This is a genomic window from Rhodococcus sp. NPDC003348 (genome assembly GCF_053589375.1).
Genome location: NZ_JBSFRT010000053.1, coordinates 1 through 13,892 on the forward strand (window position 1 = coordinate 1; position 13,892 = coordinate 13,892).

Here is a 13,892-nt window from a genome sequence, read left to right on the forward strand (position 1 = left end):
GACGCACTGCCGCCAGCCGCGGCACTTGTCCTGGTCGACGAGGACGATGCCGTCCTCGGACCGCTTGTAGATCGCGCCGGACGGGCAGGACGCCGCGCACGCCGGGTTGAGGCAGTGCTCGCAGATACGCGGCAGGTAGAACATGAACGTCTGCTCGAACTCGAGCTTGACCTTGTCGGACACCTTGGCCAGCAGCGGGTCCTTGCCGACCTGCTCCGGTCCCGACCCCAGGTCGTCGTCCCAGTTCGCGCCCCAGGTGACCTTGGTGTCCTCGCCGGTCAGCAGCGACTTCGGCCGTGCGACCGGGGTGGTGTCCATCGGCGCCGACGCGAGCAGGTTGTCGTAGTCGTACGTCCACGGCTCGTAGTAGTCGTTGATCGTGGGCAGGTCCGGATTCGCGAAGATGTTCAGCAGCCGCTTCATGCGCGAGCCGGACTTGAGGGTGAGCTTGCCGCGCCTGTTCAGCGTCCAGCCACCCTTCCACTTCTCCTGGTCCTGGTACTGCCGCGGATAGCCCTGTCCGGGGCGGGTTTCCACGTTGTTGAACCACGCGTACTCCACGCCGCCACGATTGGTCCACGCCTGCTTGCAGGTGACGCTGCAGGTGTGACAGCCGATGCACTTGTCCAGGTTCATCACCATGGCCATCTGCGCCATAACCCTCATGTCAGTACGTCACTTCCTGGTCGCGGCGGCGGATCGTGGTGACCTCGTCGCGCTGATTTCCGGTGGGGCCGTGGTAGTTCAGGGCGAACGACTGCTGCGCGTAGCCACCGATCAGGTGGGACGGCTTGATCATCACGCGGGTCAGCGCGTTGTGGATGCCGCCGCGCTTGCCGGTGCGTTCGGTGCGCGGCACGTCCACCGCCCGGTCCTGGGCGTGGTACATGAACACGGTTCCCTCGGGCATCCGGTGGCTGACGATCGCGCGGGCCACGACGATCCCGTTGCGGTTGGTCGCCTCGATCCAGTCGTTGTCGGCGACCCCGATCTTCGCGGCGTCCACGTCGGACATCCAGATCGTCTGGCCGCCCCGGGACAGCGTGAGCATGTGCAGGTTGTCCTGGTACGCGGAGTGGATCGACCACTTGCTGTGCGGGGTGAGGTAGCGGACCGTGACGCTGCCGCCCACGCCGTTGCCGTGTGTCTCGCCGACCGCGGGCTCCGCGAACAACGCCGTCATGTCCAGCGGCGGGCGGAAGATCGGCAGCTGTTCGCCGAGTTCGGCCATCCAGTCGTGGTCGAGGTAGAAGTGCTGCCGACCGGTCAGGGTGTGCCACGGCTTGAGCCGTTCGGTGTTGATCGTGAACGGCGAGTAGCGGCGGCCACCGGTCTCGCTGCCCGACCACTCCGGCGACGTGATCACGGGCACGGGTCGGGCCTGGGTGTCGGAGAACCGGATCCGGGTGCCCTCGTTCTCCGCCGCCAGGTCGACGAGCTGGGTGCCGGTGCGTTCCTGCAGGTGTTCGAACCCCTGGGTGGCGAGCCTGCCGTTGGTGGTGCCGGACAGCGCGAGGATCGCCTCCGCGGCGTGCCGGTCCTTCGCCAGCGACGGCCGACCCGCCGCGACACCGGACAGGGCGGTGCCGTTGACGGCGCGCAGGTACTCGACCTCCTCGGTCGGATGCGTGGTGACGCCCTTCGTTGTCAGGCCGAGTTCCTCGACCAGCGGGCCGAGCGCGCCCATCTTCTCGGCGATCGTGGTGTAGTCGCGTTCGACCACCACCAGCTTCGGCATCGTCTTGCCCGGAATCGGTTCGCACTCACCGCGTTTCCAGTCCAGCACCTTGCCGCCGGGTTGCGCGGTCGCGTCGACGGTGTCGTGCAGCAGGGGGACGGCGACGATGTCGCGCCGGGTGCCCAGGTGCTTCTCGGCGAGCCAGCTGAACCCGCGGGCGATCCGGTGGAAGGCCTCGAAATCGGTCTTCGACTCCCACGGCGGCGAGATCGCCGGCGAGAACGCGTGCACGAAGGGGTGCATGTCGGTGGACGACAGGTCGTGCTTCTCGTACCAGGTCGCCGCGGGCAGCACCACGTCCGAGAACAGGGTGGTGCTGGTCATCCGGAAGTCCAGCGTGGTCAGCAGGTCCAGCTTGCCGTTCGGCGCCTCGTCCCGCCACACCAGCTCCTCCGGGTGCACGCCCGTCGAATCGGACGCCCGCAGGTTCGACCCGGCCCCGAGGAGGTGCTGCAGGAAGTACTCGTTGCCCTTCGCGGACGAGCCGAGCAGGTTCGAGCGCCACACGATCAGGGTGCGGGGGAAGTTCTCCGGTGCGTCCGGGTCCTCCACCGCGAACTGCAGGTGCCCGGTCTTGAGTCCGTCGACGACGTGCTCGGCGGCGTCCTTGCCCAGCCGGGCCGCCTCATCGGCGAGATCGAGCGGATTGCGATTGAACGTCGGGTAGCTCGGCATCCACCCGAGCCGCGACGCGAGCGCGATGTTGTCGGCGGCGGTGCGGCCGGCGAACGCGCCGCTCGCGAGCGGCGACGCCATCGCCTCGGACGTGAACGGGTCGTAGCGCCACTGGTCGGTGGCCAGGTACCAGAACACGGTGCCCTGCATCTGTCGCGCGGGCCGGGCCCAGTCGGAGCCGAACGCGAGGGTGGACCAGCCGGTGACGGGCCGGCACTTCTCCTGCCCGACGTAGTGCGCCCACCCGCCGCCGTTGACGCCCTGGCAGCCGGTGAGCAGGGTCAGCGTGAGGAACGACCGGTAGATCTGGTCGGAGTGGAACCAGTGATTGGTGCCCGCGCCCATCAGGATCATCGACCGGCCGCCGGACCGGTCGGCGTTGTCGGCGAACTCGCGCGCGACCCGCGCCGCCGACGCCGCGGGGACGCCGGTGATGCCCTCCTGCCAGGCCGGTGTGTACGGCTCGTCGGCGTCGTCGTAGCCGGACGGCCAGGTGCCGGGAAGCCCGTCGCGGGCGACACCGTACTGGGCGAGCATCAGGTCGAACACGGTGGTGACCAGTCGGCCTGCGACCGTGCGTACGGGCACGCCGCGGCGCAGGACGCCGGGAGTGTTGGTGTCGTAACGGGGGAGGTCGATCAGGGCGGTGTCGGTGCTGCCGTGGAGGCTGAGGACGGGGTCGACTCCGTCGAGGTCGAGGTTCCACCTGCCCTTGCCGGATTCGGTGAACCGGTCGCCGAGGGAGCCGTTGGGGACGACCGGTTCGCCGGTCGCGGAGTCGAGGAGCACGGTCTTGAACTCGACCCCCTCACCCGTGTGGCCGAGGTCGGCGGCGGTGAGGAACTTGCCGGGCACACACGACGGGCCGTGACCGTTGGTCGTCGCGTCGGGTGTGCGCGGTTCCAGTGTCACCAGGTACGGCAGGTCGGTGTACGCCTTGACGTAGTCGAGGAAGCGGGGGACCTGTTTGCGGACGAAGAACTCGGTGAGGATCACGTGTCCCATCGCCATCGCCAGCGCGCCGTCGGTGCCGGGCCGGGCGGGCAGCCACTGGTCGGCGAACTTCGTGTTGTCGGCGTAGTCGGGGGACACGACGACGACCTTCTGGCCGCGGTAGCGGGCCTCGGTCATGTAGTGCGCGTCCGGGGTCCGGGTGACGGGCACGTTCGAGCCCCACATGATCAAGTAGCCGGCGTCGAACCAGTCCGCGGACTCGGGGACGTCGGTCTGGTCGCCGAACACCTGCGGCGACGCCTCCGGCAGGTCGGCGTACCAGTCGTAGAACGAGAGCATCGCGCCGCCGAGCAGCGAGATGAACCGGGCGCCGATCGCGTGGCTGACCATCGACATCGCCGGGATCGGCGAGAACCCGGCGACCCGGTCCGGGCCGTACCGCTTGATGGTGTGCACGTGGGCGGCCGCGACGATTTCCGCGGCCTCCCACCACTCGGCGCGCACGAAGCCGCCCTTGCCCCGTGCGGCCTTGTAGGTCTTCGACTTCTCCGGGTCGTCGGCGATGTCCGCCCACGCCAGGACCGGGTCCTTGAGGCGCGCCTTGGCGTCGCGGTACATCTCGAGGAGCACGCCGCGCACGTACGGGTAGCGCACCCGCGACGGCGAATACGTGTACCAGGAGAACGACGCGCCTCGGGGGCAGCCGCGCGGCTCGTACTCCGGCTTGTCCGGCCCGATCGACGGGTAGTCCGTCTGTTGCGCCTCCCAGGTGATGACCCCGTCCTTGACGTAGATCTTCCACGAGCAGGACCCGGTGCAGTTGACACCGTGCGTGGAGCGCACCACCTTGTCGTAGGACATCCGGTCCCGGTAGAAGTCGTCGGAGGTGCGGCCGCCGATCTGGTGCAGGGTGCGCAGGTCGGCCGACGCCTCGCCGCGCTGGAAGTGCTTGCCGAACCGCAGGAGCGCGTCCGCGTCCAGTTTGCCGGTGGTCTGGGACATATGAGCCTCTCGAAAGGTGAAGTGCGACAATGCAGGTGGGGTGTCCATCAGATCCGGACGAGGACGGCCCCGTCCCGCACCTCGGCCGGGTACACCCGGACCGGTGCGACGGTGTCGGTTGTGCAGGCCCCGGTGTCGAAGCGGAAGGCGTACTGGTGCAGCGGGCAGGTCACGACGGCGCCGTCGATCTGGCCGTCGGCGAGCGGCCCCGCCCGGTGCGGGCACACCGCGTCCATCGCGCGCACCGTGCCGTCGGCCAGCAGGAACACCGCGATCTGCCTGCCGTCGACCACGTACGTCCGGCCCTCGCCCGGGGTGAGGTCCGAGACCTGCCCCACCGCCACCTCGCGGTCGGTCAGCGCCGTCATCGGACCGGCACCTGGGGAAGCGGCAGCAGGGGGAGCGACGGCTGGAACTGTGCGGCCGACTTCGGCGCGCTGCGCTCGCGCCACGGGTCCCGGTACCCCGCGACCGCGATCGCCATCCTCTCGTCCAGTCCGTTCACGATGCCCTCCTCGTCTCGAATCAACAACGCCTGCAGTCGTTCCAGGCCGACCCGTGGCACCCAGTCGTAGGTGCGCTCGAGCCACTTCGCGTCCTCGCGGTAGTGCTGGATGAACCGGCCCGCGAGCTCGACCACCGCGGCGGCCGAGTCGACGGTGGCGAGCAGATCGCCCTTGCGGATGTGCGCGCCGGCGGCGCCGCCGATGTAGACCTCCCAGCGGCCGTCCCCGACGGCCACGACACCGAGGTCCTTGCACAGGGCCTCCGAGCAGTTGCGGGGGCACCCGGCGACAGCGAGCTTGAGTTTCGCCGGGGTCTCCAGCCCCTGGAACCGTTCCTCGAGCGCGATGCCGAGGTTCGTGGAGTCGCCGAGCCCGAACCGGCAGAAGTCGCTGCCGACACACGTTTTCACGGTCCGCATGCTCTTGCCGTAGGCGTAGCCGGACGGCATGTCCAGATCACCCCACACCTTCGGCAGGTCCTCCTTCTTGATGCCGAGCAGGTCGATGCGCTGACCACCGGTGACCTTGACCAGCGGCACCGCGTACCTGTCGGCGACATCGGCGATGCGCCGCAACTGGTCGGGTGTGGTGACACCGCCCTTCATCTGCGGGACCACCGAGAAGGTGCCGTCACGCTGGATGTTCGCGTGCACCCGGTCGTTGATGAACAGGGCGCCGCGCTCGTCCACCCAGTCCGGACCCCAGATCGTCCGCAGCAGCGATGCGAGGGGCATCTTCGCGGTCGCGACCTCGACTCCACCCTCGGCGAGTTCCGCGAACACCCGTGACACCGCGCGCAGGTCCCGCTCGCGGATCGCGGCGATCAGTTCCGCCTTCGTCATGGGGATACACGGCACGTACCAGTCGGCCGCCGGATCCGCCTTCAGGTCCCCGCCCGCGGCGCAGGCGACGATGTCCGCGACCAGGGCCTTGCACGAGCCGCAGCCCTTGCCTGCCCGGGTCTTCGCGCACACCTCGGTCAGCGTCTGCGCGCCGGAATGCAGGCACGCCACCAGATCGCCCTTGGTGACGCCGTTGCAGTTGCACACCTGCGCGTCGTCGGGCAGATCCGCGGCGGCCGTGGCGCCGGTGGTTCCGGCGAGGTCGAACAGCAGCGAGAGCCGGTCCTCGGGCAGCTCCACCTTGCCGTCGAACACCTGGGTCAGCAGCGCGGCCTTGCCGGTCTCACCCATCAGCGTGGCACCGACGAGCTTGCCGTCGCGTACGACCACGTTCTTGTACACGCCGGTGCGGGAGTCGTAGAACTGGACGAACTCGTCGCCGTCGAGTTCCGGTCCCTTGGCGCCCATCGCGGCGACGTCGAGTCCGGCGACCTTGAGCTTGGTGGTCGACGACGAACCCCGGTACGCCGCTTCGGGATTCGCGCCGGTGAGGTGTTCGGCGAGGACGACGGCCTGTTCCCAGACGGGCGCGACGAGACCGTACAGTTCGCCGCGGTGCTGGGCGCACTCGCCGACGGCGTACACCGAACCCTCGTCCTCGCAGCGCATCTGGTCGTCGACGACGATGCCCCGTTCGACGACGAGGCCGCCGGCGCGGGCCAGTTCGGTGTTCGGGCGGATGCCCGCCGTGACGACCACCATGTCGGCCGGCAGGCTGGTGCCGTCGGTGAACGCCACCCCGGTCACCGCGCCGAACGGGTCACGCAGCACCGCGGTGGTGCGCATGGCGGTGCGCACACCCACTCCGAGGCCCTCGATCTTCGCGCGCAGCACCTCGCCGCCGCGCTCGTCGAGCTGCTGGTTCATCAGGTGACCGGGGGAGTGCACGACGCTGACGGCCAGTCCCTGGGTGCGCAGCCCGTATGCGGCCTCGAGTCCGAGCAGTCCGCCGCCGATCACGACCGCGGTGACCCCGTCCCGGGACTGCGCCATCTGCAACATTCCGTTGGTGTCCGCGATGGTGCGGAACCCGAACACCCCTCGTCCGAGGCGGCCGTCCGGCTCGCGCAGGCCGTCCATGTTCGGGAAGAAGGTGTTCGACCCGGTCGCGACGACGAGGATGTCGTAGTCGACGACGCGGTCGCTCTCGCAGGTGACGGTCTTGGCGAACCGGTCCAGCCGCACCGCCCGGTCGCCCGCGTACAGGGTGACGCCGTTCTCGCGGTACCAGCTCATCGGGTTGAGGATGATGTCGTCGCCGTCCGCGGCCGCCTCACCTGCGAGGACGTGGGAGAGCATGATGCGGTTGTAGTTGCCGTACGGCTCGTCGCCGATCATCGTGATGTCGAACATGTCCCGGCCGCCGCGCGCGAGGATCTCCTCGACGGTGCGGGCGCCGGCCATGCCGTTGCCGATCACCAGCAGTCGCCTCTTCACGTCACCTGTGCTCGCCATGCAACGAGGGTGCGGCGCCGTGGTGACGCGGTCGCTGCCGGGACGTTACGCGGCAATCAGGAACTGCTCACCTGAGCGGAGGACGCGCTGTCAGGGTTCTGTCATCGGGTTTACTCACCGGGTCGGCGACACCCGGGACAGGCGAACTCGCCACACGGGTTGTCGGGTGGTGGATCCAGTGCCGGTACGACCCGCTGCCCGGGGAGAGATAGCGGCCCGTCGGCACGCAGGTCCAGGTCAGAGCAGGACCACCACCGCGACGAGGGCGAGCAGGGTGACGATGGTCGAGGTGACGATCGCGGTGAACGTGGCCGGTGCAAATTCACCGGACTCGATCTGCCGGCTGATGGCCCGGTATCGGAACGTGCCGTACAGGGACACCAGCAGCCCCGCCGCGATCAGGATGAATCCGGCGGCCACGGCGTGGCCGCCGCGGTTCGGTGCGAACTTGGCGACCGCCACGCCGAGTGCGGCGACGCTGATCCCGGTTCGGTGCCACGCGAGATAGGTTCGCTCGTTCGCGAGGTGGTCGCGAGCGGTGCTCCCGGTGTTCGGCTGAGCGGGACCGAAGATGTTGCGGATCATGCGCCCTCCCGAGCCCCCGTTCCCTCATTGTCCGGTATCCGCGGCGCGGTGTCGTCCGGTGACGCGTCCCCGGAGCGCTCGATTTCCCGCCCGCGACGCCGGGGAGTGGCCGTTGCGCTGTCGGCGGTGACGGGCGGAGGATGAATGGGAGCCGCGAGTCGGCTCGAAGCCTCTACTTTCGCTCGAAGGTTCGCATCATGTCCACCAAGACCATGTCCACCAGGATTGCCCCCGTCCTCGCCGCGACCGCCGTCACCCTCTCGCTCGGAGTCCTCGTACCTCCCGTCGCATCGGCGAGTACGGCCGCGACCCCGGCCCTCGGGTCGGTCGCCCTCTGCTTCTCGGTCCCCGTCGGGTCCGCCGCCCTCGTCTGGTGCATCTGAGACCCGGACCGAATTCTGACGGATTCTCCACCGCCACAAACCGATTCCCGCCGCGCGATTGCGCCCGCGAGATGCCGGTGTGAGCGACGCGCGCTCCTCACCGGTCCTCACGGTGAGAGTCGGTCGGGATGCTCGACCGAGCCCGGTCCGTGGCGAGAATGTAGGCGCTGATCACCACGACCCACGCCGGGAACACCAGGGTCACCCAGAGGTTGAAGCTCACGACCACCAACAGAAGCACCGCGAACAGGTAGGTGGAGATCGCCAGCCATCGCGGCATCAGTCCGGTGCGCAGCCAGATGGTGCCGAGGGAGATCATGAACACCGCCGCCATGCGCACGCCGTAGACGTTGTTGACGTGCAGCATCACCTCCCGTCCGAAATACACCAGCCCGTCGGACGGCGGGGTCGACTCCGCGGACACCGCGAGTAGCCCGCCCGCGAGGGCCATCGACACGAACATCGTCGCGAGAAACAGCAGTCCGCTGCCGAGGAAGACGGTCGCGAAGAACCGGTCCTCGAGTTCCCCGAACCTGTCCCGGACGACGCCGATGAACCACAGGAAGGCGATACTCGCGAAGGGGGCCAGGATCAGGGCGAAGGTGATCTGTGACCGGTGGTGTAACCACGGTGCGCCGGTCGCGCCGGGTATCGCCGTGCGCAGCAGGGCGATGCTGGCTGCGAACAGGACACCGAACACGACGCCGGCGACCGCGGCTGCGCGTGGCGTCCGCAGCCGACCGGCCGCGGCCTCGCCCCGCGTATCGGCCATGGATCAATGGTCGCCGAAGTCCCGCCGCGGCACCAGGCATCCGTTCACGCGCCGCGCGGCATCGACATCGGCGGCATACTCGATACGAAGGCGCAGCGGCCGCTACGGAGGGGAGACCGATGGCACAGCCTGCGATTCTCAGCGTCGACGACGACCCGAGTGTTTCGCGCGCCATCGCCAGGGACCTGCGCAAACGCTACGGGGAGAAGTACCGGATCATCCGGGCGCAGTCGGGGGGCGAGGCCCTGGATGCGCTCAAGGAGATGAAGTTGCGCGGCGACCCGGTCGCAGTTCTGGTCGCAGACCAGCGGATGCCGGGGATGAGCGGTATCGAGTTCCTCGAGAGCGGCATGGATCTGTACCCCGCCGCGAAACGGGTCCTGCTCACCGCCTACGCCGACACCGACGCCGCGATCGACGCGATCAACGTCGTCGACCTGGACCACTACCTGCTCAAGCCGTGGGATCCTCCCGAGGAGAAGCTCTATCCCGTACTCGACGCCCTGCTCGACGCCTGGGTGACCTCCGACCGCAGGCCGGTGACGGAGACCAGGGTGGTCGGACACCGGTGGTCGGCACGGTCGTCGGAGGTGCGGGAGTTCCTGGCCCGCAACCAGCGCCCCTACCGGTGGTACATGTCCGACGAACCGGAGGGGCAGCGCCTGCTCGAAGCCGCGGGCGCCGACGGCATGCGACTGCCGGTGGTGATCACCGGTGACGGCCGGGCGCTGGTGGAGCCAACCGATTCGGAACTGGCGGACGAGGTGGGACTGGCCACCACCCCATCGTCCGACTTCTACGATCTCGTCGTCATCGGGGGCGGGCCCGCCGGGCTCGGCGCGGCCGTGTACGGCGCGTCCGAGGGCCTGCGCACCGTGCTGATCGAGCGTACGGCCACCGGCGGCCAGGCCGGGCAGAGCTCCCGGATAGAGAACTATCTCGGCTTTCCCGACGGACTGTCCGGTGCCCAGCTCGCGGACCGGGCGCGCAGGCAGGCCGCCAAGTTCGGTGCCGAGGTGATCACCACGCGCGACGTCGTTGCCCTGGAGGTGAACGGATCCGCGCGCACCGTCCGGTTCGCGGACGGCGCATCGCTCGACGGGCACACCGTGATCCTCGCGACCGGCGTCTCCTATCGGCAGCTGGCGGCCCCGGGTCTCGCCGAATTCACGGGCCGCGGTGTGTATTACGGGTCCGCGGTGACGGAGGCCGCGCGATGCAGCGGGCAGGACGTGTACATCGTCGGCGGGGCCAACTCGGCGGGGCAGGCGGCGGTCCACCTCGCCCGGGGCGCCCGGTCGGTCACCATCGTGGTGCGGGCGCGGTCGCTGGACGACTCGATGTCGCACTATCTGATCGGGCAGATCCGGCAGAACCCGAGGATCACGGTCCGGGTCTGCACCGAGGTGGTCGGCGTCGAGGGTGCCGACCACCTGGATCGGATCACGTTGCGTGACAACACCATCGGCCGCGACGAGATCGTCGACGCACATTGGCTGTTCCTGTTCATCGGGGCCGCGCCGCGCACCGACTGGCTCGACGGCGTCGTGGTGCGCGACGACCACGGCTACGTCGTGTCCGGCCCGGACCTGGTGGTCGACGGCAAACCGCCACGCGGCTGGGCACTCGAACGCCTGCCGCAGCATCTGGAGACCAGCGTTCCCGGGGTGTTCGCAGCCGGCGACGTGCGCGCCGACTCCGCGAAGCGGGTGGCGTCGGCGGTGGGGGAAGGCGCCATGGCCGTGATGCTGGTGCACCGATACCTGGCGAAGCCGTGAACGCGCGGCCGATCTGCTCGCCGGAGGAACTGCGCACGCTGTTCCTCTTCGAGAAGCTCGACGACGATCAGCTCGGGCAGTTGTGCCGCGCCGGGCGGGTCGAGGTGATCGAGCCGGGCCCGGTGTACCGCGAGGGCGACCCGGCGACCTGCTTCTACGTCCTCGTCGAGGGGGTGGTCGTGTTGACGAAGCTCTCGGGCGGACAGGACGTGGAGATGGTGCGCACCTCCCACCGAGGGGCGTACGCGGGCGCGTGGACCGCCTACATGGGCGACCGGGTACCGCAGGTCTACAGCGGCTCGATGACGGTCCCCGAACGGTCCACCTTCTTCGTCCTCGACGCGAAGGATTTCGCACACTTCATGGCGGAGTGGTTCCCGATGGCGCTGCACCTGCTCGAGGGGCTCTTCTTCGGCAACCAGAGCTCCCGCGAGATCCTCGACCAGCGGGAGCGGCTGCTCGCGCTCGGTTCGCTGTCCGCCGGGCTGACACACGAGCTGAACAACCCGGCCGCGGCCGCGGTCCGGGCGACATCCTCGTTGCGGGACCGGGTCGCCGGGATGCGGCACAAGCTCGGGATGATCGCCTCGGGCACGTACGAACCCGCAACCCTCCACGCGCTGATCGGGATCCAGGAAGAGGCCGTCGACCTGGTCGCGAAGGCCCCGGTACTGAGCCCCCTCGAGGCGGCGGACCGCGAGGACGTGCTCGGCGAATGGCTCGAGGATCACGGCATCGCGGGCGGCTGGACTCTCGCGCCGACCTTCGTGCAGGCCGGGCTCGACGTCGACTGGCTCGAGCGGGTCGCGGCCGCGGTCGACCCGGACGTCCTCCCCGGGGCCGTCACCTGGCTGAACTACACGGTCGAGACCGAACTGCTGATGGACGAGATCGCGGACTCCACCTCTCGGATCACGGCTCTCGTCGGTGCCGCCAAACAGTACTCGCAGATGGACCGCGCCCCGTTCCAGGTCGTGGACGTGCACGAATTGCTCGACAGCACTCTGGTGATGCTCGCCCGCAAGATCGGCGACGACATCGAGGTCGTCAAGGAGTACGACCGCGGTCTGCCGCGCGTCCCGGCGTACGCCGCCGAACTCAACCAGGTCTGGACGAACCTCATCGACAACGCCGTCGGTGCGATGGGCGGCGGCGGCACCCTCACCGTCCGCACCCACCGGGACGGCGACCACCTGGCCGTGGGGATCGGGGACACGGGGACCGGTATCCCCGAGGACATCCGCGGCCGCATCTTCGAGCCGTTCTTCACCACCAAGGGGGTCGGGGAGGGCACCGGGCTCGGGCTCGACATCTCGTGGCGAATCGTCGACAAGCACCAAGGCGACATCCGTGTGGAGTCACGGCCGGGGCACACCGAGTTCGTGGTCCGCATTCCGCTGACCGCACCGGAAGGAGATCACGATGGCTGAGATCGAGGGGATCGACCCTGACGTGCCCCCGAGTGGGCCGGGCTGTGCGGAGTGCGACGCCGACGGGGGATGGTGGTTTCATCTGCGCAGATGCGCGCAGTGCGGTCACATCGGATGCTGCGACTCGTCACCCGCGCGGCACGCCAGCGCACACGCCGCGGCGACGGGGCACCGGTTCATCCAGAGTTTCGAGCCGGGAGAGAACTGGTTCTTCGACTATCGGACCGAGCAGATGTACGACGGCCCCGACCTCGCCCCGCCCCGGCACCACCCGACCGACCAGCCGGTTCCGGGGCCGGCAGGCCGGGTGCCCGACGACTGGGAGGGCCGCGTCCACTAGCGCCGACCGGTACCGCGGGTGGTTCGCCATTCCCGACGAGGCTGCCGGGATCCCGTCCCGCCGAGTCGTCACCGGCATCACGGTGCGCTGAGAAAGCCCTCGATCGTCGCGCCGAACAGTTCGGAACGGGTGAGGAGGTCGAGGTGGCCGCCGTCATGGAGGTCGAGAGTGGCGTGTGGCAGCAGCCGATGAAGGATGCGGGCGTTGGCGATCGGGACGAGCGGATCGTCGGTTCCGGCGATGACGAGGGTGGGTTGCCGGATCGCGGGCAACACGAACAGGCTCGTCCACAGCGCGCCTGCGGCGAGTTGGTAGAGGTATCCCCGCGTGGATCCGCCGAGGGGGTGCCGGGCGAGAAGGCCGGTCAGGTCGGCGTTGTCGCCGGCGACGGTGCCGCCGTAGAGACCGGGACCGATCTCGGTCAGGTGGTCGGGATCGGTGAACCGGCGACGGCTCGTCATCCTCGTGAGCACCGATGGGCGCGCCGGAATCATCAGGGCACCGGTCCCCGTCGCGGCCAGTACCAGCCGCCGGCATCGTCGAGGGTTCTGGAGGGCGAACTGCTGGGCCAGGCCGCCACCCCACGAGTAGCCGAGCACGTCGACCCGATCGTGGCCGAGGGCGTCGATCAGGCGGCCCAGCAGGCAGGCGATCTGGGGAAGGGTCCGCGGTAGCATGCCCAGTTGCGACCCGCCGGCCCCCGGGACGTCGAATCGGATGACGGTGCGGTGCGGGCCGAGGTGGTCGACCAGGGGGTCGAGCGCCTCCAGCGGAGTGCCGATTCCGTTGCACAGGACCAGCGGGATGCCGGTCCCCGCGCGCACGGCGACGCGAAGTGGACGTCGACCGACGGGCATCATTCGGGGCGCGCCGACACCGTCGGCGGCCGCGCTCATCGGTAGATCACCACACACTCGGCGACGCACGCGGGCCGATCCGATCCGGCTGCCTCGAAGGTCAGCCCGATCACGGCCTCGATGCCGTGATCGCGCGGCCTGGCCGACGCGATGCGGGCGGCCGCGCGGATCTTCGATCCCACCGCGACCGGCGCGGGAAAGCGCACCTTGTTCACGCGTAGTTGACTGCGGTGCCGAGGTTCTCGATGGTCAGTACCATCTCCGATGGCCCGGGCAGCGAGTGACAGCGTCAGGTAGCCGTGCGCGATGGTGCCCCCGAACGGCCCGGCCGCGGCACGTTCGGGGTCGGTGTGGATCCACTGGTGGTCCCCGGTGGCGTCGGCGAACATGTTCACCCGGTCCTGGGTGATCGGGTACCAGTCGGTCGTGCCGAGGGTCTGCCCGGCGAGGTCGAGGAGGTCTACGGGGTGCTGCACGGTGGTCGTCATGGGAGTCCTTCCGTGGTCGAGACGGTT

At 69.3% G+C, this 13,892-nt stretch carries 12 protein-coding genes; 4 read left to right on the top strand and 8 right to left on the bottom strand.

Translation table 11 applies throughout. The features are described 5' to 3' along the window. From ACWDU4_RS25130 to ACWDU4_RS25150, 5 genes are all read right to left on the bottom strand, one after another. Positions 1-657: 4Fe-4S dicluster domain-containing protein (locus ACWDU4_RS25130; RefSeq protein ID WP_450116695.1), on the bottom strand; the 657-nt coding region annotated here is incomplete at its 3' end. Positions 658-667: 10 nt separating this feature from the next. Then, on the bottom strand, positions 668-4,369 hold the full coding sequence (locus ACWDU4_RS25135; protein WP_450116666.1) for a nitrate reductase subunit alpha: 3,702 nt from the start codon (positions 4,367-4,369) through the stop codon (positions 668-670). A 47-nt stretch (positions 4,370-4,416) separates the two neighbouring features. Further along, on the bottom strand, positions 4,417-4,737 hold the full coding sequence (locus ACWDU4_RS25140) for a Rieske (2Fe-2S) protein (protein ID WP_450116667.1): 321 nt from the start codon (positions 4,735-4,737) through the stop codon (positions 4,417-4,419). Beyond that, complete coding sequence (gene nirB / locus ACWDU4_RS25145; protein ID WP_450116668.1) at positions 4,734-7,232, bottom strand: nitrite reductase large subunit NirB; 2,499 nt, start codon at positions 7,230-7,232, stop codon at positions 4,734-4,736. Before nirB ends, ACWDU4_RS25140 begins: the two co-directional genes overlap by 4 nt. A gap of 237 nt (positions 7,233-7,469) precedes the next feature. Next, on the bottom strand, positions 7,470-7,817 hold the full coding sequence (locus tag ACWDU4_RS25150; protein WP_450116669.1) for a YidH family protein: 348 nt from the start codon (positions 7,815-7,817) through the stop codon (positions 7,470-7,472). 197 nt (positions 7,818-8,014) lie between these two features. Between ACWDU4_RS25150 and ACWDU4_RS25155 the strand changes: the two genes are divergently transcribed. Then, on the top strand, positions 8,015-8,200 hold the full coding sequence (locus tag ACWDU4_RS25155) for a hypothetical protein (RefSeq protein WP_450116670.1): 186 nt from the start codon (positions 8,015-8,017) through the stop codon (positions 8,198-8,200). Positions 8,201-8,297: 97 nt separating this feature from the next. On the opposite strand, the gene ACWDU4_RS25160 is transcribed toward ACWDU4_RS25155, so the two are convergent. Further along, a complete protein-coding gene (locus ACWDU4_RS25160) occupies positions 8,298-8,972 on the bottom strand; it encodes a hypothetical protein (RefSeq protein WP_450116671.1) in 675 nt (224 codons plus the stop codon). A gap of 119 nt (positions 8,973-9,091) precedes the next feature. Here ACWDU4_RS25160 and ACWDU4_RS25165 point away from each other — a divergent pair, with 119 nt between their 5' ends. From ACWDU4_RS25165 to ACWDU4_RS25175, 3 genes are read left to right on the top strand one after another with little or no spacing between them, the layout of a single operon-like run. Continuing rightward, positions 9,092-10,750 (top strand): FAD-dependent oxidoreductase, encoded by a 1,659-nt coding sequence (locus ACWDU4_RS25165; RefSeq protein ID WP_450116672.1) that lies wholly within the window; start codon positions 9,092-9,094, stop codon positions 10,748-10,750. After that, on the top strand, positions 10,747-12,180 hold the full coding sequence (locus tag ACWDU4_RS25170; protein WP_450116673.1) for an ATP-binding protein: 1,434 nt from the start codon (positions 10,747-10,749) through the stop codon (positions 12,178-12,180). Before ACWDU4_RS25165 ends, ACWDU4_RS25170 begins: the two co-directional genes overlap by 4 nt. Further along, positions 12,173-12,520 carry a UBP-type zinc finger domain-containing protein gene (locus ACWDU4_RS25175; protein ID WP_450116674.1) on the top strand — a complete coding sequence of 116 codons (348 nt, stop codon included), beginning with the start codon at positions 12,173-12,175 and terminating at the stop codon, positions 12,518-12,520. Before ACWDU4_RS25170 ends, ACWDU4_RS25175 begins: the two co-directional genes overlap by 8 nt. 77 nt (positions 12,521-12,597) lie before the next feature. On the opposite strand, the gene ACWDU4_RS25180 is transcribed toward ACWDU4_RS25175, so the two are convergent. Both ACWDU4_RS25180 and ACWDU4_RS25185 read right to left on the bottom strand, forming a co-directional pair. After that, on the bottom strand, positions 12,598-13,416 hold the full coding sequence (locus ACWDU4_RS25180; RefSeq protein WP_450116675.1) for an alpha/beta fold hydrolase: 819 nt from the start codon (positions 13,414-13,416) through the stop codon (positions 12,598-12,600). Further along, on the bottom strand, positions 13,413-13,865 hold the full coding sequence (locus ACWDU4_RS25185) for a MaoC family dehydratase (RefSeq protein ID WP_450116696.1): 453 nt from the start codon (positions 13,863-13,865) through the stop codon (positions 13,413-13,415). Before ACWDU4_RS25185 ends, ACWDU4_RS25180 begins: the two co-directional genes overlap by 4 nt. Positions 13,866-13,892: the final 27 nt, after the last annotated feature.

Bases quoted from the DNA above. Each gene is read 5' to 3' on its own strand.
- ACWDU4_RS25135 (WP_450116666.1), bottom strand. From the start codon at position 4,369: ATGTCCCAGACCACCGGCAAACTGGACGCGGACGCGCTCCTGCGGTTC.
- ACWDU4_RS25140 (WP_450116667.1), bottom strand. From the start codon at position 4,737: ATGACGGCGCTGACCGACCGCGAGGTGGCGGTGGGGCAGGTCTCGGAC.
- nirB (WP_450116668.1), bottom strand. From the start codon at position 7,232: ATGGCGAGCACAGGTGACGTGAAGAGGCGACTGCTGGTGATCGGCAAC.
- ACWDU4_RS25150 (WP_450116669.1), bottom strand. From the start codon at position 7,817: ATGATCCGCAACATCTTCGGTCCCGCTCAGCCGAACACCGGGAGCACC.
- ACWDU4_RS25155 (WP_450116670.1), top strand. From the start codon at position 8,015: ATGTCCACCAAGACCATGTCCACCAGGATTGCCCCCGTCCTCGCCGCG.
- ACWDU4_RS25160 (WP_450116671.1), bottom strand. From the start codon at position 8,972: ATGGCCGATACGCGGGGCGAGGCCGCGGCCGGTCGGCTGCGGACGCCA.
- ACWDU4_RS25165 (WP_450116672.1), top strand. From the start codon at position 9,092: ATGGCACAGCCTGCGATTCTCAGCGTCGACGACGACCCGAGTGTTTCG.
- ACWDU4_RS25175 (WP_450116674.1), top strand. From the start codon at position 12,173: ATGGCTGAGATCGAGGGGATCGACCCTGACGTGCCCCCGAGTGGGCCG.
- ACWDU4_RS25180 (WP_450116675.1), bottom strand. From the start codon at position 13,416: ATGAGCGCGGCCGCCGACGGTGTCGGCGCGCCCCGAATGATGCCCGTC.
- ACWDU4_RS25185 (WP_450116696.1), bottom strand. From the start codon at position 13,865: ATGACGACCACCGTGCAGCACCCCGTAGACCTCCTCGACCTCGCCGGG.